Origin of the sequence: Citrobacter sp. S-77 (assembly GCF_963864895.1) — a bacterium.
GTDB lineage: Bacteria > Pseudomonadota > Gammaproteobacteria > Enterobacterales > Enterobacteriaceae > Citrobacter > Citrobacter murliniae.
The window spans coordinates 457358-475534 of the sequence record NZ_CAWLWU010000002.1 but is presented as its reverse complement, the minus strand read 5'-3'; the positions used below and the strand labels follow the sequence as shown (position 1 = coordinate 475534).

Sequence of the window (18177 nt, the reverse complement as noted above, 5' to 3'; positions counted from 1 at the left end):
GTTATTGTCGCCACGGCATGATGGGTACTGCACTGATGGCATTTTTAGGCGACCCGTCAACAACCTTATCTGAATAGGCCAGATATGCCAGCGTATTACGTTTCGCATCATAAAAACGCACTACCTGTAAGGACTTAAACACCAACGATGTACGTTTCTTAAAGACAACCTCACCCTCAGCTTTGCCATTCTTGATTCGGTCGCTCAGTTCAATCGGCCCCACCTGCTGACAAGAGATCGCGGCATCGGAAGTATCTTCAGCCAGTCCTAACCCGCCCTTGATGCCGCCGGTTTTCGCTCGGCTAACGTAGCAGGTCACATTGGTAACATCCGGATCGTCAAAAGCTTCGACCACAATTTTATGATCTGGTCCAAACATTTTGAATACCGTATCGACAGAACCAATTTGCTCGGCATGGGCAACCTGCGCCAGCATCAGCAAAATTGAGGAAATGACTAAGCTCTTATATTTCATATTGTTACCATTTTTAAAAGTTACTCTGTGTAATTATTCGACATTCTAAGATAAAACGTATACAGATCACAGGATTACAATAATCACGCTTTCGTATGCCCGAAAAAAGCATTTATGAGCAAAAAAAACACTGAATGCTAAAACAGCAAAAAATGCTATTATCCACATACCTGACGTCAGGTACTCGTTGTTGAAAGGATGAGGATATTTTATGGATCAGGCTGGCATTATTCGCGACCTATTAGTCTGGCTGGAAGGTCATCTGGATCAGCCCCTGTCGCTTGACAATGTGGCGGCAAAAGCGGGCTATTCCAAGTGGCACCTGCAGAGAATGTTTAAGGACGTGACGGGCCATGCTATTGGCGCCTATATCCGCGCCCGTCGTTTATCGAAGTCTGCAGTGGCGCTTCGTCTGACTGCTCGCCCCATTCTTGATATTGCCCTGCAATACCGTTTCGACTCTCAACAAACGTTTACTCGCGCGTTCAAAAAGCAATTTGCGCAGACGCCTGCGCTGTATCGCCGCTCGCCAGAATGGAGCGCTTTTGGTATTCGTCCGCCGATGAGACTCGGGGAATTTGCTATGCCACCGCATCAGTTCGTGACCCTGGAAGATACGCAACTGCTCGGCACCACGCAAAGTTACTCCTGCTCACTGGAACAGATCTCAGATTTCCGTCATGAAATGCGTATTCAGTTCTGGCGCGACTTCCTCAGCCAGGCTCCGGCGATCCCGCCTGTTCTATACGGACTAAACGAAACGCGTCCAAGCTTTGAAAAAGATGACGAGCAGGAAGTGTTCTATACAACTGCATTAACGCCAGAACAGGCCAATGGATATGTGCAATCAGCACAACCGATCCTGTTGCAGGGTGGCGAATACGTGATGTTTACGTATGAAGGCTTGGGGACAGGCGTGCAGGAATTTATCCTGACGGTTTACGGCACCTGTATGCCGATGCTAAACCTCACTCGCCGTAAAGGTCAGGATATAGAGCGATACTATCCGGCAGAAGATGCCAAAGCAGGCGATCGCCCTATTAATCTGCGCTGCGAATTCCTTATCCCTATTCGCCGCTAACGCTGTAGTTCATCCAACGCAGGGGCATCCAGATGCGATATGTCCCCTGCCGTTTCGACAACCCATCCCGGCGCCAGCCACAAACTTTCCTGATAATCGACGCGGGAAATTGAGCAGTTACGCAGACGCAACCGGCGTTCCGCCCATGCTGGCAATCCCAGAATCGTGCTCACCAGACAACCCAGAGCAATACCGTGACTCACCAGCAGTGGACGACTTCCCTGTGGAAGATCCAGACAGGATGCCAGGGCGGCGTTAACACGTTCCCCCAACTCCTGCATCGATTCTCCCTCCGGGATGCGGCCATCAACCGTTCCATTCACCAACTGGCGACGCCAACCCTCTTCCTCTTGCGTCAGAGAATCAATATGGCGCTTTTCCAGCACCCCCATATTCAACTCGCGCAGTCGGGCATCAAAGGTAATATCACAGCCACAAGCCTGGGCAATGATTTCTGCGGTGCGTCGTGTACGACCTAAATCGCTACTGATGACATGAGTAATGCCAAGCGAGCGGGCGCGTTCGCCGACCTGCATGGCTTGCTGCTCACCTTTAGCGGTCAGTGGGCTATCTGACTGGCCTTGAATACGTCGCTCGGCGTTCCACTGCGTCTCACCATGGCGAACAAGGTATACCTGTAACATGCGTTTTTTCCGTTATATACTCGTCATACTTTGAGTGGCAGATGCGTTGGCTACGAGTTACTCGGCTCATCCATGAGCCTCGCCCTTACGGGCCGCCGCTTTGCGGCGTTCAAATCTGTTCCTGACAGATTAGTCGCTCCCCCAGCCACATAGTTATCTATGCACCAGGGGGGGGTTCTCGCTTGCCGCCTTCCTGTCACTCAAATTATATAGAATAGACTGCGATGAATTTTTCAAACCGAGCTTAATTATGCACAAGGTTATCTCTGCTACCACCAATCCTGCCAAAATTCAGGCAATTCTACAGGCATTTGAAGAGATTTTCGGTGAAGGATCCTGCCATATCGAACCCGCTGCCGTCGAGAGTGGTGTGCCAGAACAACCTCTTGGAAGTCAGGAAACGCGTACTGGCGCACGAAATCGGGTTGAAAACGCGCGCCGTCTGCATCCGCAGGCCGATTTCTGGGTAGCCATCGAAGCAGGAATTGATGATGACGCCACGTTCAGTTGGGTGGTGATTGATAATGGCGCGCAGCGAGGCGAAGCGCGTTCAGCAACGTTACCGCTGCCTGCGGTTATTCTCGAAAAGGTCCGTCAGGGGGAAGCACTCGGTCCGGTGATGTCACAGTATACGGGTATTGATGAGATCGGCCGTAAAGAGGGAGCAATTGGTGTCTTTACTGCAGGAAAACTGACGCGCTCCAGCGTTTACCACCAGGCAGTAATTCTGGCGCTTAGCCCGTTTCATAACGCGGTGTATTGGTAGCGTTGTGCCGGATGGCGGCTTCGCCTTATCCGGCATACGGCTCAGCGTCATTTGTAGGCCTGATAAAATGCGGCAGCATCGCCATCAGGAAATTCAATTTTTTCCGAGCAGTACCTGCTCCAGCCACTGACGCAGCTCTACTGGCGCCGACTTGAGGCTGTTAGAACCACGTGTAATTGTGGCGATCCCGGCCCCGAGCTCATTTTTTAACTCACGCTGACTCATCTCACCGCGCAGAAGTTCTTCAATGATGCGCACGCGCGTACCCAGCGCTTCGCGCTCATCTGGCGTTAACATCAAATTAAGCAGTGGTTGGTGTAAATCCTGATCGTAGGCGTGTTTAAGCAGGTCGACAAAACGTAACCACTCCTGGTGACGCTGTTCTGCCATCGCTGCTGAATAGGGTGATTGCTGAGTCATAAAGTGTCGCCATCGTTATGGGGGAAGCGCGCTTGCTTCCCCCTTTTGTACTCTTTAACGAGTACGATAGCATAACACACTCGACTCGATCAGTAACGACGTTGCCATTCTGCGTTGCTCATCAACTCCGGTTTATCCCCCAGGAAATAGCGATAATAGGCGTCATAAGCCAGAACGTTTTTCACATACCCTCTTGTCTCAGAGAAAGGAATACTTTCAACAAATGCCACTGCGTCAATTCGCCCAGCGCTATTACCAAGCCAGGTGCGAACGCGTCCCGGCCCGGCGTTATAGGCCGCAGAAGCAAAAATGCGGTTGTTGCCAAATTGCTGATATACATACTGCAAATAGCTGGTACCGATGTTGATATTGGTTTCAGGATCCAGCAACTGACTGGGGCTGCTGTAACCTGGAATCGAGAACATTTTCACCGTATGCGTCGCTGTGCCCGGCATAATCTGCATCAACCCACTGGCTCCAACCGGTGATTTTACTTTCGGGTTCCAGGCGCTTTCCTGACGCGCAATTGCCATCGCGTAGCTTTGCTGAATATCCTTCCCGCTGGTGTAGCGAGAAAACAGATCTTTGTAGGCCAGAGGGAAACGCTCTTCCAGATGATCCCAGAGTTTGCCGGCGATCGTTGCCTGCACGCTCAGATCCCACCAGTGGTTGTTGAATGCGTAACGCGCCAGTTGCGCCTGTTCAGACTTCGTGCGGCTGGTGACCAGATTCGCCCATTCACTGCGCGCAGTATTATCCATGTTCCAGTACATTAACTCACGTACGCGTGCCATTTCAGGTCCCTGAGTCAGGGCAGAGTTGACATCTGTAGGTGCTTTGTCGACCTTCAGCTCATACTCTTCACCCAACTTTTGCGCCGCTACCATTGGATAGAAACCGCGCTGCTGCATCAAAGAATGCAGGATCTCTCTCGCTTCGGCATCACGCCCCCGCTCCAGCAACAGATCCGCCTGCCAGTAACGCCATTCATCCTTCTCTTTGGCTTCCATCGGCAAGCGCGCCAGCCAGGTATTCAGACCACGCCGATCGCCAGTTCCCAGCGCCATCCGCACGCGACGTTCCACAAGCGTGGTGGATTGCGATCGCATAATAGCGTCATCACGCCATTTCGCCTGCTCGTCGGTAACATCATTGCCCATCAGGCGCCAGGCGACGATATCACGCAGCTCCTGAGTTTGATCGTCATTAAGCTGCTGCGCCTGCGCCAGTGACGGGATCATCAAACGTGCATTTTCCACATCCTGACGCGCAACACTGGCAAACGCCACCGCCGCCATCTGGCGAGTGAAATCCGTTGCTCCGGTCGTGCGGGCAAATGTCATAACGGAATTAGGATCATTTGCCAGCGCGATGATCGCCGAAGCTATGGTCTGATACTCGGCTGGCATCTGTCCTGCCAGTGCAGTCACCAGCCCGGTATTACCTGCTTTCATCGCCAGGCGAATACGTTCCAGATAAGCCAGCGGATCCTGAGTGCCCGATGCCCGCCAAACGCCGAATAATTTGTCACAGGCATTGGGCTGACTTTTTCCGCTCAGCCAAAGCTCTTTCGCCCCCTGCCAGGCTTCCTCTGCTTGCCCGGTGCTCCATTTCGCATAGTAGTAGTTACATTGCGCTTCGGTAGTACCGGGTTTATCCGGGCTAAACGCTAACAATCCGCGCCAGTCTTCCCGACGAGCCAGCTCGTTCACAAAACGCGATTGCAATGTGCGGGCTGGAGGCAACGTAGGATTGGCACGCACAAAATTCGTTACAGTAATGGTGGGTTGATTCATGAGATCGTCAGTTATCTGACGATATTCAAGATAGGGATACAGAGGATAGCTCTTCAGGCCAGGCATCATCTGCTCTACAACATCCATCTGTCGGTTATCCCAGGCCTGCTTAATTTGCGCATAGCGGTTACGCTGCTCATCCAGAGAATCGGCCCGCGCCATTTGACTTACCGTCAGCAGACATACGCTGGCAGCCAGTAGGCGCCAGGTAAATTTTTTGGCTTTGTCCACAAGCTCTTCCTCTTGTCGTGTTACGTCTGTGCAGCATCATGCCGCTTAATAGATTTATGCTAACCAGACATTACAGAATGTGCCACGTTCCGGACACTTTTTTACTTTTGTTGCGGGTGAGATCTGCTGGCTGGGATTAGACCGTGAAAAAGGCTACACTTCGCCTTTGATAACTATTCATCACTATAAAAGAGGCGAAGTCCAACGTGGCTCAATTCGTTTATACCATGCATCGTGTCGGCAAAGTGGTTCCGCCGAAACGTCATATTCTTAAAAACATCTCTCTGAGTTTCTTCCCTGGCGCCAAAATCGGCGTGCTCGGTCTGAACGGCGCGGGTAAATCTACCCTGCTGCGCATCATGGCCGGCATTGACACCGACATCGAGGGCGAAGCACGTCCACAGCCAGGTATCAAGATCGGTTACCTACCGCAGGAACCGAAACTGAACCCGGAACATACCGTTCGTGAATCAGTTGAAGAAGCTGTTGCCGAAGTCGTTAACGCCCTGAAAGGCCTGGATGAAGTGTACGCGAAGTACGCTGAACCCGATGCTGATTTCGACAAGCTCGCCGCACAACAGGGCAAGTTTGAAGAGATTATTCAGGCGCACGACGGTCATAATCTCAACGTGCAGCTCGAACGTGCCGCTGACGCATTGCGTCTGCCAGACTGGGATGCAAAAATTGAGAAGCTCTCCGGTGGTGAACGCCGCCGTGTCGCGCTGTGCCGCCTGCTGCTGGAAAAGCCAGACATGCTGCTGCTCGACGAACCAACCAACCACCTGGATGCCGAATCTGTTGCGTGGCTGGAACGCTTCCTGCACGACTTCGAAGGCACTGTGGTGGCGATTACCCACGACCGTTACTTCCTCGATAACGTTGCCGGATGGATTCTGGAGCTGGACCGCGGCGAAGGTATTCCTTGGGAAGGTAACTACTCTTCCTGGCTGGAGCAGAAAGATCAGCGTCTGGCACAGGAAGCCTCTCAGGAAGCGGCCCGCCGCAAATCCATTGAGAAAGAACTGGAATGGGTGCGTCAGGGTGCCAAAGGCCGTCAGTCTAAGGGCAAAGCCCGTCTGGCTCGCTTTGAAGAGCTCAACAACACCGAGTACCAGAAACGTAACGAAACCAACGAACTGTTTATTCCACCAGGACCACGTCTGGGCGATAAAGTCGTTGAGGTCAGCAACCTGCGTAAATCCTACGGCGATCGTGTGCTGATCGACGACCTGAGCTTCTCCGTACCGAAAGGGGCTATCGTCGGTATTATCGGTCCGAACGGCGCGGGTAAATCGACTCTGTTCCGTATGCTGTCCGGTCAGGAACAACCTGACAGCGGCACCATCGAACTGGGTGAAACCGTCAAGCTGGCCTCCGTCGACCAGTTCCGTGACGCTATGGATAACAGCAAAACCGTGTGGGAAGAAGTATCCGGTGGGCTGGATATTATGCGTATCGGCAACACTGAAATGCCAAGCCGCGCCTACGTAGGCCGCTTCAACTTCAAAGGTGTTGATCAGGGTAAACGTGTAGGCGAACTGTCCGGTGGTGAGCGTGGTCGTCTGCACCTCGCGAAGCTGCTGCAGGTTGGCGGCAACATGCTGCTGCTCGATGAACCGACAAACGACCTGGATATCGAAACCCTGCGCGCGCTGGAAAACGCCTTGCTGGAGTTCCCGGGTTGCGCCATGGTTATCTCGCACGACCGTTGGTTCCTCGACCGTATCGCCACCCACATTCTGGATTACCAGGATGAAGGCAAAGTCGAGTTCTTCGAAGGTAACTTTACCGAATACGAAGAGTACAAGAAACGTACCCTGGGTGCAGATGCGCTGGAACCGAAGCGTATCAAGTACAAGCGTATTGCGAAGTAATACTACTCTAGCGGATGGCTCTGCCATCCGCTTTAATAAAACTTAATACGATTTTAAGTTAGAATATAATCATTCATTTGAGAATAAAAAAATGGTAATTTTATTGCCACCTCTCCTATATCCATCAAAAAATATAAATACTCTCAATACATACCACCTAAGAAAAACCAGTAATAGACAATCACAGTTGTAGTGTTTTAACAACTGTGCTAAAAAAACAGATACGTCATCAATTAAACATTAACTTATATAGTTTATATATAAATAGACCCCAGCAATATTAAAACTCATTTGATAACATACAAAGGAATGATATGTTTCATCACATTATTTATTTTGAGTTGTATCGGCAAAAAGAATGCAATCAATGGGATAGATGAATATCTCACGCCAAGAATATTCTATCATCCCAACCGATTAATTAAGCTCATCGAATAACTCATGGAAATAAAAAACACTTTACCCGATCACTCTATTGCCAGAAAAAAAAGACTGATCTGTTCAATTTTCAAAAAATGTCGCCAAATTGATATCCAGCATCATTTGTGGAAAACGATGATCGCGGCCCCGATGTGCCTGCTAATTGTCTATCTGGTGATTTTCTGTCAACCTCGCTACGTCAGCGAAGCTAAAGTCGCGGTCAAACGTCAAAACGAACTCGACAATAGCAGTCTGAATGTTGGCTTGATATTGGGCGCATCGACCCCCTCTTCTGCGGAAGACTCGCTGTATCTGAAAGAGTACATTAACTCTCCGGATATGCTACAAAGCCTGGATAAGAAGCTCAATTTCCATCGAGCCTTCAGCCAAAGCGGCTGGGACTTTCTTTACCATCTTCCCATAGATATCACCACAGAACGCTACCTTGAATACTACCGCTCCCGTCTGAGCGTTGATTACGACGAAAAATCAGGTTTACTGTCAATTCAGACGCAAGGCTTCACGCCTGAGTTTGCTCAACAATTTAACCAAGCCATACTTAAGGAGTCAGAGCGTTTTATTAATGAGCTCTCGCATAAAATCATACGCGAGCAGATGCAGTTTGCTGAGGATGAACTACAGCAGGCGAAAGATCGCCTGAACAACAGTAAGAGTCATCTTCTGGCGTATCAAAATAATAATAATGTACTCGACCCAGCAGCTTCAGCCGAAGCAGCCAGTACGCTGGTCAATACACTGATGAGTAAAAAAATAGAGATGGAGGCAGATCTACGCAATCTGCTGACCTATTTACGTGAAGATGCTCCTCAGGTGGTCAGTACCCAAAATGCCATTAAGTCATTACAAGCCCAAATTGAAGTTGAGCAAAACAAAATTACCGCACCTGATGGCAAAAAACTTAACAGCATGGCCGCTGATTTTGAAGAACTCAAAAACACGGTGAAATTTGATACCGATATATACGCCTTAGCACTGAAAGCCATCGAGAAAACCAGAATGGAAAGCGCACGTAAGCTAAAAACGCTATCCATAATTAGCTCACCACAATTACCGCAAGAATCTCGCTTTCCGAACATCCCCTATCTCTTAGCGAGCTGGTTATTAGTGTGTTGTCTGCTTTTTGGTACGACCAAATTATTGATCGCCATTATTGAAGATCACAAAGAATGATATCCGCCACCGATATAAATGACAGAGTCTATTATGAAATTAGTTAAATCGATTCTTGTATTGAGCATCTTACTATCCTGCCAGGTTTTGGCTGTCGGAATTACTGCGGATCAGCAGCTAACCGGTGCTGCAGCACTCCCTGAAGCACTCGTAGCCAAAACACAGACCACGGACAACAGCGGCTTTGATAACACACCGATGCCAACGCCTGCACCGGTGTTAAGCCGTATGTTCGGTGCTCAGCTGTTTACCGGTACCACCGCTGATAGCGGTGCCAGTATCGGCTTTAATCCCAATTACATTATCGGACTTGGCGATACCATTCAGATTAGATTGTGGGGAGCATTTAATTTTGACGGAGCCCTCCCCGTCGATCCCAAAGGAAACATTTTTGTCCCCAACATCGGCCCACTGAACGTTAACGGCATAAATAACAGCCAGTTAAACAGTCGAGTGACGACCAAAGTGAAAGAAATCTATCAGTCGAATGTCAACGTCTATGCTTCGCTTCTTCAGGCGCAACCGGTAAAAGTATTCGTCACAGGGTACGTCAGAAATCCCGGGCTATATGGCGGCGTCGCCTCCGATTCGCTGCTCTCTTATCTGAGTAAAGCGGGCGGAGTGGATAGTGAGCGAGGAAGCTACGTGGATATCACTGTGAAACGTGGTAAGAGTGTACGTGCACACGTCAATCTTTATGATTTTCTGCTCAATGGTTCACTGAATCTTTCTCAGTTTTCCGATGGGGATACAATTATCGTCGGCCCTCGACAATACACCTTTAGCGTAGAAGGTGATGTTTATAACAGCTATGACTTCGAGTTCCACAATAGCACCATTCCCGTTTCAGAAGCGCTGGCATGGTCGCGTCCCAAACCGGGAGCAACGCATTTCACTATTATCCGCCAGCAGGGGGCAATGAAGCGGACGGAGTATCACCCACTAAACAGTTCACCAGGCAAAATCCTGCAGGATGGCGATAAACTTATCATCAGCTCCGACCGCTACGCTGGCACCATACAGATTCGCATTGAAGGCGCTCACTCTGGTGAACATGCTGTCGTATTGCCATACGGCTCCACAATGAAACAGGTGCTGGCGCAGATTAAACCTAACAACATGTCGCAACTCAGTAGTATTCAGCTTTACCGCCACTCAGTGGCGACCCGTCAGAAAGAGATGCTGAATACCTCTTTGCAAAAACTGGAAGAGGCTTCTTTGTCCTCTCAATCCGCTACGCAGGAAGAAGCTCGACTGCGTGTGCAGGAAGCCCAACTCGTCAGTCGTTTCGTAGCAAAAGCACGTAACGTGGTGCCTAAAGGTCAGGTTGTCCTTAACGGAAGTAATCTTGATAGCGTCATCCTGGAAGATGGCGACGTTATTACGATCCCGGAGAAAACCTCATTAGTTATGATCCATGGTTCGGTTCTTTTTCCCAACGCAATATCCTGGAACGAGAAGCTGGATGTGGATGATTACATTGAGAAGTGCGGCGGTCTGACTCAAAAGTCCGGTCAGTCGAAAATCATCGTTATTCACCAGGATGGTTCGGCGGTGGATGCCGACGACGTAGACGACGTTCTACCTGGCGATGAAATCATGGTACTGCCGATGTATGAAACTAAAAATCTGGAAGTCACACGGGGTATTTCCACCATTCTTTATCAGTTGGCTGTAGCAGCAAAAGTCATTCTGGACCTGTAAGACAAAGAGGGTGGCGGAGAGATTCCGCCACCAAAAAAACACTAACATGGAAGCCATTCAGGATGATAGGCATCTACTCTTCAGGTATCTGGCAGATCCCGCACCTTCAGAATTTTTTAGGTGAAGCGTGCCATAAACTGTCACATTTTTCGGCCCCAAATTCAGTCGACGCGATCGCCGTCTGGGGAGAGCGAGCCGTCTCTCAGCGTCCAATAGAACAAGCTAAAAAGGCCGGGCTGCCAATACTGCGGTTGGAAGACGGTTTTACCCGTTCATTAGGGTTGGGCATCAATGGAGCGCCACCTTTAGGCATGGTCGTTGATGATTTAAGCATTTACTACGATGCCAGCCGTCCCAGCCGCCTGGAAGTACTCATTCAGAAGGAAGCTAAAGAGCCACATTTACAACACGATGCTCTGCGGGCGATGGCCTTCATGGTTGAGAACGATCTCTCAAAATACAACCACTCACTTCCCTTTAATGAAGGGCACCATGCTGGCGTGACATTGGTCATTGATCAAACCTACGGGGATGTATCCATCACTCTGGGCGGTGCCAGTGAGAGACAATTCGCAGAGATGTTGTCCTGTGCCAAACGGGAGCATCCTGAAGGCAAAATTTGGGTTAAAACACATCCTGATGTTTTGACAGGTAAGAAGAAAGGATATTTTGACAACCTGGCCCAGGATCCAAGTATTCGACTTATAACTGAAGATTTCAGCCCACAATCACTGCTACGGCATGTCTCTACCGTTTATACCGTAACATCACAATATGGTATTGAGGCGCTGATGGCAGGTAAAAAGGTCATTTGTTTCGGTTTGCCCTGGTACGCAGGATGGGGCCTGACCGATGATCGGCATCAATTCGCAGATAGACTTGCCGCACGCCGAGGAAGCGCCCCACTTACCGCTCTGGTAGCGGCTGCCTGGCTGCAATATAGCCGCTATATCGACCCGTATACAGGTAACCCTGGTACGCTATTAAATGTGCTGGAATATCTCCATTTACAACGCACATACCTTCTGACTCGCCACGGAAATCTCTGGGCTCCGGGTATGACGCTTTGGAAAAGCAGCATAGTAAAACCTTTTCTGGCTACACCTACAAACCATGTCAATTTCTCACGCAGTGGACGGGGGGCCAACATCTGCGTGGTATGGGGGATCAAAGGAGAGCAACGCTGGCATGTGGCAGCATCACAGCGCGAGATTCCCGTTTGGCGAATGGAAGACGGTTTCTTGCGATCTTCCGGTTTGGGTTCAGATCTACAGCCTCCTCTATCCCTGGTTCTCGACAAAACAGGTATCTATTACGATGCCACGCGGCAAAGCGATCTGGAAAATTTACTAAACAATTCACATCTGACAAAAGAACAGCAGCAACGTGCCGAAGCGCTGAGGCAAAAGTTGATAGCCACCAAACTCAGCAAATATAACCTTGGTGAACAATGGGTAATTCCATGCGTAACTGCGGGGAAACGAAAATTACTGGTTACCGGTCAGGTTGAAAACGATGCCTCCATGGCTCGCGGAACACGGTCCACCAACACTAATTTGGCATTATTGCAGACCGTTCGTGCTCGTTACCCCAATGCCTTCATCATCTATAAACCCCACCCGGACGTTCTGGTGGGTAATCGTCCTGGACATATAGCAGAAAAAGATATGCAACAACTGGCTGATTGCGTGGCACTTGATGCCGATATTATCGAGTGTATTCAGCAGGTTGATGAAGTACATACTATGACGTCGCTATCAGGATTTGAAGCCCTCATACATGGTAAAAAAGTCTTTTGCTACGGCATTCCCTTCTATGCTGGCTGGGGGTTAACCACTGATGAACACACCTGTGAGCGCCGACAGAACTGCATCTCACTCAACGACTTGCTGTACCAAACGCTGATTAGCTACCCCATCTACATTCACCCGGAGCTGAAACTGTGCATTACACCTGAAATGGCCATTGACTGGTTGCTGGCTCAAAAGCGCCAGAACTTAAGTCTCAACCAACACAGAGCAAGCCAGTATCTGCAACGGCAAAGTCGAAAATTGCAAATGCTTTATAACGCCATGAAAACAAGATAACGAGAAGGATCTCTATGAACAGCAATACGATCAATACACTTCTCTCTGGTAAGAGTTACTTGCTACTACAAGGACCAATGGGACCGTTTTTCAATGAGATGGCGGAATGGCTGGAATCGCAGGGACGTAAAGCCACTAATGTTGTTTTTAATGCCGGCGACCGTTTTTATTGCCGGAAGCGGCAATATCTGGCCTACACGAAGACACCGAGGGAGTTTCCACATTGGTTAAAAGAGACATGGCAGGAAAATCCTTTTGATACCATTCTGTGCTTTGGTGATTGCCGCCAATTACATCAGGCAGCAAAACGCTGGGCGCAGGCCAAAGGGGTACGTTTTCTGGCCTTTGAAGAGGGGTACTTACGACCGCACTTCATTACTCTCGAGAAAGGCGGCGTTAATGCTTATTCCTCAATTCCTAGAGAGCCAGAGTTTTACCGCAATTTACCCCCACAACCGGAGCTGGAGGTTCAGAGTTTAAAGCCTTCAACTAACCTGCGTATCTGGCATGCTATGTGGTATTACCTGATCAGTTGGATATATCGGACCCAATTTCCTCAATACAGACACCATAAAGTCTTTTCCCCCTGGTATGAAGCCAAATGTTGGATCCGTGCTGGCTGGCGTAAACAGTGGTATCGCTACAAAGAACGACACGTGATGACGTTGCTGAAAACAACATTGGATAAACGCTACTTTTTGGCCATTCTACAAGTATACAACGACAGCCAGATTCGAAATCATAGCCCGTATAAGGATGTGCGTAATTATATTAATGATGTTATGTACTCATTTTCTAAAAAAGCTTCACCAGCAGATTTTTTGGTGTTCAAACACCATCCGATGGATCGCGGACACCGCCTGTATGCACCGTTAATTAAAAAATTAGGCAAACTATATGGTGTAAGTAATAGGGTGATTTATGTGCACGATCTGCCAATGCCACGTTTGCTGACCCATACGAAAGCCGTCATAACTATCAATAGCACTGCTGGGATATCTGCGCTTATTCACAATAAGCCACTTAAGGTATTAGGGCAAGCTCTATATGATATTAAAGGGTTGACTTACCAAGGACATTTAAATCAATACTGGGGTGCTCACTTTAAGCCTGACACGAGGTTATTCAAGAAATTCAGCAAATATTTACGTGTAAACACTCAAATTAATGCAGTGTTTTATGGAAAGAAATCACCTGAAATGGTGCAATATCAGGTGACTCATAAAAAGAATATTACTGAAGGGAAGTGGTTCTTACAGTGACTTCAAAATACTTACATTTAATTAATCCTAGAAACCTAAATCCATAATACTTATAAAACCATTTGTCTTTTGCTCTATATTTTTCATCATATCCCGTCCAATGAAACATGGATAACAATCCATCTCCCTACTCACCGCTGATATTTAATCGCTGTATAATATTTACCATACCTCAAGCCATTTTTGACAATATAAAACTCCAAATTACTTTCACGTTTTAAATTTTCAATACATGGGGTTGATATAAATCACATATTATTTTTTAATCGAGATGAAACCAACTCACTACTTATGAAAAACATAATTTCATTTAATGAATTTTTAACAACATTGTTGTGGCGAGTGACATACATTTCATCATTGTGAAAAACAATAAGTTTACTTCTTTTCATATAATTAATAGCATCTATTAAATGAGGTATATGATCAGAATATGTTTCATCATTTCGTGATGTAACTAGATATATCCTCCCTGGAGGAGTCAATGTTCTCCTAATAACTTCACCTAAATGCTCAGAGTAAAACTCTTTATCAGAGTCACTCGCTTCCTTAGGGTATATATACGAAAGATGGGACTTAAATTTATCAATCCATTTAACTAAATCAAACTGAGGTATTGCACAGATAGCAGCACCTACCCCAATTTCATGAGAAAAAAGCAATGCAGCGTATCCTCCCTTTGAAAAACCTAACATTATGACATCTTCCTTAAGGAGTTTATATTCTTTAATTTTCTCATTTATAAAGTAAATTACTGCATCTTTAGTATTAAGAGTTCCATTAATACCAAGATAATAATCGCCAACCATCCCATGATCATCTTTAATATATATCTTCCTGACGTTAAAGTGTTTTAGACCGGCTAAAAGAGTATAAGGATATCGTTTATCATCATCACTTGATTTTTCATCACCAAGAGATTGAAAAATAATTATTAATTTTCGCTCTCCTCGATAATTTTCAATAGGATATGGATCTTCAATATATGTTATAGTTGTTCCATTCATATGATCGAATTTTTTCTCATGAAATGCCATAATAATCCCTATCTACTCACATCATTTATTGGATATTTTCACAAAACTTAATTAATCAATTAAAATAATCGTAAAATTTTTGCGCGAACTTATTAAACTCATCATGACAATTTGCATATGGAAATTCACAAGAACTAAAATCATTTGCACAAAAAGAATGGGGTAAATTATTGCCAGCTTTCGCATCTAGTAATCGATCATAGTAGAATGACGCAGTTGGTGAGCGGATATTAAAATAGTAGCTTATATCAATTTTAGGCGTTGACACGCCATAAATATACTGTAGATAAGGTACAAAAAAAGTAGCCATATTTATATCTGTTGTAGACCTAAATTTATTAGTTAAGAAATTCAAAATACGCTCACCAAAGATATCATACGCTAATATATAATAACTTTTACGTAGCGGCACATAAGTGTGAACAAGATTATGATTAAAAGTTATATCAAACATCTCCAAAAAAAGATCATTGCTATTTTTACAAGCTATTGATGTAGATGTAAGTTTATCATGTTCGAAATTTATATTTTTATTCCCAATAAATATACTTGCAATTTCATTTGAGTGAAAAAAATGAGCTGCGCTGATTTCACGTGCCACAAAAAAATCATCATTAAAATAGATAAAATGCTCGGACAGATCATTAATATTGTGAAGACATGCTTCGATCACATGAGAGTTAAAAGTTGGTAAATATTTTTCAGGAATTATATCACGATGGTCTACAATATGTACTTTTTCTCTAATACCTATAGGAGTCGGAGGAATTTGAGAATCCGTAATAATATAGATATTACGAACCCAGGGCATATACATTTCCAAGCTTAATAGCGAATAGTAAATTTCATTATGATCATCAAACCTAGATTTTTCTAGTGCATGAGGTGTCGTATGACCGTCCCACAGATGAGAATAAGTGTCTCTTTTATTTTTCCATTGCAGGTCCAGATCCGAAACCCAAGTATAAACCACATCTATGTCAAAATCAGGAATGAATTGATTATCAATATTTTCACAAGCATCAATGATGCTATTTTCCCCACCAAAATGAGTTACTCCCTGGGTGAGATGAAGAGGATATTTATTTAACAAGGCATCTCTAAAAAAAATATTAGGTCGATTGAAAAGTTTTCTTATTTTCCGAAACATTAATTTACCTCAGCATCAACAAATATAAAATTTGAAGTATATCCAGAGTACAACAAACTATACGATTATCAGAAAGATATTTAATTTAGAAGTGTACTTATATATTGACGTTCACATCATCTTAATACACTCAATAAATATACCGTTAGCATATAAAATCTTTTGATATAAATCCATTTCAAAACCTAATCAACGCTACGAATTTTAAAATAAACAATCAGATCTCTAATAAGATATTATCTCCATTAGAGACCTTTGATCGTGAGCATCTATAACAATAATGGCCAGTATTCATTCAAAAAGTTAGTATACTCGAATTTATTTATTCTAAGTTTAGTTTGTTTTTTGGAATACTAATAATAATTTCATTTTCGAGTTTAGAAGTATGTGGCACTATAGAGTCGAGAAAAGTAGAGTATTCATCATCAACTTCCTTCCTCATCTTATTAAATGTAATTGCTAATGGACACCTACCAGAACCATGAACAGTTTGCAACCATGTTAGTTTCTCATGATGACCTCCATTAAGATTGGCAAATTGTATTTTAGTTTCCGAGCAATTTCTTCCGTAACAATTTACAGCATTTACAACCGGCAGAAATTTAAAAAAGTAAGAATCCAAATCATTTATTTTAAATAAAACTTGATGATACTGATTTAAAATTAAATTATTAACGCAACAATAATTCTCCACAGGATTAAATTTGTACTCAAAACTGCCATAAATGCTAGAAAATAAATCCTGCAATGTATTATTTTTTGATATTTGTTTTTTTATATAAGTAATACCTGACATTTCTTCATTAACAAAATAATCAAAGCCAGCCTCGCGTAAGAAGAAAAAGTTCAGTCCAACAAAAACAAAATACTCAAGTCGAAGTGAGCTTCTGGATATAACTTTCTCATAGAAATCATTATAGCTTTTATACACTGCATAATTAGCATTAGAACTTTTAATAGAATCCGATATATATGACACTCTATCGAAATATGTATATTTCTCTAATGTCCTACATTGATATTTTAATACATTACTTTTATTTTTATTTAAATTATCAATATTATCAATAATAACTAAATTGACTCTAACCGTTCCATTGTTTACTGCTAAAAGATGTTGAGCATTCCCATTCTCTTGTTTCATAGCTTTATGTCCATTTACTATTAGACTATTAGTTCTTTTTACTAACGCATCACTGAAGAACAAACGTGGCTTAGTTAGTAGTTTGGTTAATTTTGTCATTTAGAGCACTCGTTAATAAAACTCTTCATAACTTTTGAAATTTCATAGTGATCTATATACGTTCTTCGTGCCCCCTCACCAAGTTTTTTTAGTAACGTTTCATCATTCATTAGCATTTCCATTTTTCTGGAAAAATCTACGGTATCAAAGCAAGGTGATATAAGAGAGTTATAGCCATCTTTCAAAAATTCTTTTGGCCCATAACCAATGTCATAACTAATAACCGGTTTACCCATGCTAAAACTTTCAATATAAACCATACCAAAAGGTTCTTTGAACGCAGTAAGAGCACAGAATGAACTAGCATAAATCTCCTCATAAACCAAAGATGTTGGTTCACAAATCCTTACTTGTTCTGATAAATCATAATCTGCAATCATTTTTAATAATGATTCTTTCTTATCACCATCACCATATATATCAAGATTCCAGTCTGGATATTTTTTAGCAATTAAAGCAAAAGACTCTATCAATAAATTAAATTGTTTTATTTCAACTAGTCGACCAAATGATACTATTCTCTTAGGAGAGAGTATATTGCTACACCCTTTAATCATAGAAAGTTTATCTTCGATTCCATTAGGTATATTTGTTACATTAAATATACCATTATTAATATACTCCTCCTTTTGGAATCTTGTTAATGCGATCACTTTGTGTGCTTTCCGGTAAGTCCTCAGTATCGACTGTTGGATTTCATCACTATGTGAACTAAATTCTTTATGCTCCTGAGCCATAACAACATTGGAATTATGACTATATTTTATGATATTGACACATAATCCGGGAAAAGTAC

At 44.7% G+C, this 18177-nt stretch carries 15 protein-coding genes; 7 read left to right on the top strand and 8 right to left on the bottom strand.

Going from position 1 to position 18177, the window contains the following annotated elements; all coding sequences use genetic code 11:
- Position 1: 1 nt before the first annotated feature.
- Entirely contained in the window at positions 2–475 is a 474-nt protein-coding gene (creA, locus tag AACS05_RS02940; protein WP_045439549.1) for a protein CreA, read from the bottom strand.
- A 211-nt stretch (positions 476–686) separates the two neighbouring features.
- Between creA and robA the strand changes: the two genes are divergently transcribed.
- Positions 687–1556 carry an MDR efflux pump AcrAB transcriptional activator RobA gene (gene robA, locus AACS05_RS02935; protein ID WP_045439547.1) on the top strand — a complete coding sequence of 290 codons (870 nt, stop codon included), beginning with the start codon at positions 687–689 and terminating at the stop codon, positions 1554–1556.
- Here robA and gpmB read toward each other — a convergent pair.
- Positions 1553–2200, bottom strand: a complete 648-nt coding sequence (gpmB, locus tag AACS05_RS02930; protein ID WP_045439544.1) for a 2,3-diphosphoglycerate-dependent phosphoglycerate mutase GpmB — start codon at positions 2198–2200, stop codon at positions 1553–1555. The genes robA and gpmB overlap by 4 nt on opposite strands.
- A gap of 250 nt (positions 2201–2450) precedes the next feature.
- Between gpmB and yjjX the strand changes: the two genes are divergently transcribed.
- The gene (gene yjjX, locus AACS05_RS02925; RefSeq protein ID WP_045439542.1) at positions 2451–2966 is read left to right on the top strand and encodes an inosine/xanthosine triphosphatase; all 516 of its coding nucleotides are present in this window, start codon (positions 2451–2453) and stop codon (positions 2964–2966) included.
- A gap of 93 nt (positions 2967–3059) precedes the next feature.
- On the opposite strand, the gene trpR is transcribed toward yjjX, so the two are convergent.
- Positions 3060–3386 carry a trp operon repressor gene (gene trpR / locus AACS05_RS02920; protein ID WP_045439539.1) on the bottom strand — a complete coding sequence of 109 codons (327 nt, stop codon included), beginning with the start codon at positions 3384–3386 and terminating at the stop codon, positions 3060–3062.
- Between the two features lie 89 nt (positions 3387–3475).
- Positions 3476–5413 carry a murein transglycosylase gene (sltY, locus tag AACS05_RS02915; protein WP_045439537.1) on the bottom strand — a complete coding sequence of 646 codons (1938 nt, stop codon included), beginning with the start codon at positions 5411–5413 and terminating at the stop codon, positions 3476–3478.
- A 206-nt stretch (positions 5414–5619) separates the two neighbouring features.
- On the opposite strand from sltY, the gene ettA reads away from it, so the two are divergent.
- The 5 genes from ettA to AACS05_RS02890 all read left to right on the top strand — a co-directional run bounded on the left by ettA (position 5620) and on the right by AACS05_RS02890 (position 13951).
- Entirely contained in the window at positions 5620–7287 is a 1668-nt protein-coding gene (gene ettA / locus AACS05_RS02910; protein WP_045439535.1) for an energy-dependent translational throttle protein EttA, read from the top strand.
- Positions 7288–7842: 555 nt separating this feature from the next.
- Positions 7843–8898, top strand: coding sequence for a capsule biosynthesis protein (locus AACS05_RS02905; RefSeq protein ID WP_190284572.1), 1056 nt, complete (start codon positions 7843–7845; stop codon positions 8896–8898).
- Positions 8899–8931: 33 nt separating this feature from the next.
- On the top strand, positions 8932–10602 hold the full coding sequence (locus tag AACS05_RS02900) for a polysaccharide biosynthesis/export family protein (RefSeq protein ID WP_045439532.1): 1671 nt from the start codon (positions 8932–8934) through the stop codon (positions 10600–10602).
- A 62-nt stretch (positions 10603–10664) separates the two neighbouring features.
- Positions 10665–12689 (top strand): capsular polysaccharide biosynthesis protein, encoded by a 2025-nt coding sequence (locus AACS05_RS02895; protein WP_045439530.1) that lies wholly within the window; start codon positions 10665–10667, stop codon positions 12687–12689.
- Positions 12690–12703: 14 nt separating this feature from the next.
- Positions 12704–13951: a capsule biosynthesis protein gene (locus tag AACS05_RS02890; RefSeq protein WP_045439527.1), complete on the top strand. Its 1248-nt coding sequence runs from the start codon at positions 12704–12706 to the stop codon at positions 13949–13951.
- Positions 13952–14199: 248 nt separating this feature from the next.
- Here AACS05_RS02890 and AACS05_RS02885 read toward each other — a convergent pair whose 3' ends face one another.
- From AACS05_RS02885 to AACS05_RS02870, 4 genes are all read right to left on the bottom strand, one after another.
- Entirely contained in the window at positions 14200–14988 is a 789-nt protein-coding gene (locus tag AACS05_RS02885) for a hypothetical protein (RefSeq protein ID WP_045439524.1), read from the bottom strand.
- Positions 14989–15043: 55 nt separating this feature from the next.
- Positions 15044–16138, bottom strand: a complete 1095-nt coding sequence (locus tag AACS05_RS02880; RefSeq protein ID WP_045439521.1) for a hypothetical protein — start codon at positions 16136–16138, stop codon at positions 15044–15046.
- A gap of 322 nt (positions 16139–16460) precedes the next feature.
- Positions 16461–17381 (bottom strand): hypothetical protein, encoded by a 921-nt coding sequence (locus AACS05_RS02875; RefSeq protein WP_045439518.1) that lies wholly within the window; start codon positions 17379–17381, stop codon positions 16461–16463.
- Entirely contained in the window at positions 17378–18034 is a 657-nt protein-coding gene (locus AACS05_RS02870; RefSeq protein WP_223306973.1) for a glycosyltransferase, read from the bottom strand. Before AACS05_RS02870 ends, AACS05_RS02875 begins: the two co-directional genes overlap by 4 nt.
- Between the last annotated feature and the right edge of the window lie 143 nt (positions 18035–18177).

What these genes read in the sequence shown, in the direction of transcription:
- AACS05_RS02885 (WP_045439524.1), bottom strand. Translation starts at nt 14,988, where the DNA reads ATGGCATTTCATGAGAAAAAATTCGATCATATGAATGGAACAACTATA.
- AACS05_RS02900 (WP_045439532.1), top strand. Translation starts at nt 8,932, where the DNA reads ATGAAATTAGTTAAATCGATTCTTGTATTGAGCATCTTACTATCCTGC.
- AACS05_RS02880 (WP_045439521.1), bottom strand. Translation starts at nt 16,138, where the DNA reads ATGTTTCGGAAAATAAGAAAACTTTTCAATCGACCTAATATTTTTTTT.
- AACS05_RS02890 (WP_045439527.1), top strand. Translation starts at nt 12,704, where the DNA reads ATGAACAGCAATACGATCAATACACTTCTCTCTGGTAAGAGTTACTTG.
- creA (WP_045439549.1), bottom strand. Translation starts at nt 475, where the DNA reads ATGAAATATAAGAGCTTAGTCATTTCCTCAATTTTGCTGATGCTGGCG.
- AACS05_RS02895 (WP_045439530.1), top strand. Translation starts at nt 10,665, where the DNA reads ATGATAGGCATCTACTCTTCAGGTATCTGGCAGATCCCGCACCTTCAG.
- yjjX (WP_045439542.1), top strand. Translation starts at nt 2,451, where the DNA reads ATGCACAAGGTTATCTCTGCTACCACCAATCCTGCCAAAATTCAGGCA.
- trpR (WP_045439539.1), bottom strand. Translation starts at nt 3,386, where the DNA reads ATGACTCAGCAATCACCCTATTCAGCAGCGATGGCAGAACAGCGTCAC.
- AACS05_RS02905 (WP_190284572.1), top strand. Translation starts at nt 7,843, where the DNA reads ATGATCGCGGCCCCGATGTGCCTGCTAATTGTCTATCTGGTGATTTTC.
- gpmB (WP_045439544.1), bottom strand. Translation starts at nt 2,200, where the DNA reads ATGTTACAGGTATACCTTGTTCGCCATGGTGAGACGCAGTGGAACGCC.
- robA (WP_045439547.1), top strand. Translation starts at nt 687, where the DNA reads ATGGATCAGGCTGGCATTATTCGCGACCTATTAGTCTGGCTGGAAGGT.
- AACS05_RS02875 (WP_045439518.1), bottom strand. Translation starts at nt 17,381, where the DNA reads ATGACAAAATTAACCAAACTACTAACTAAGCCACGTTTGTTCTTCAGT.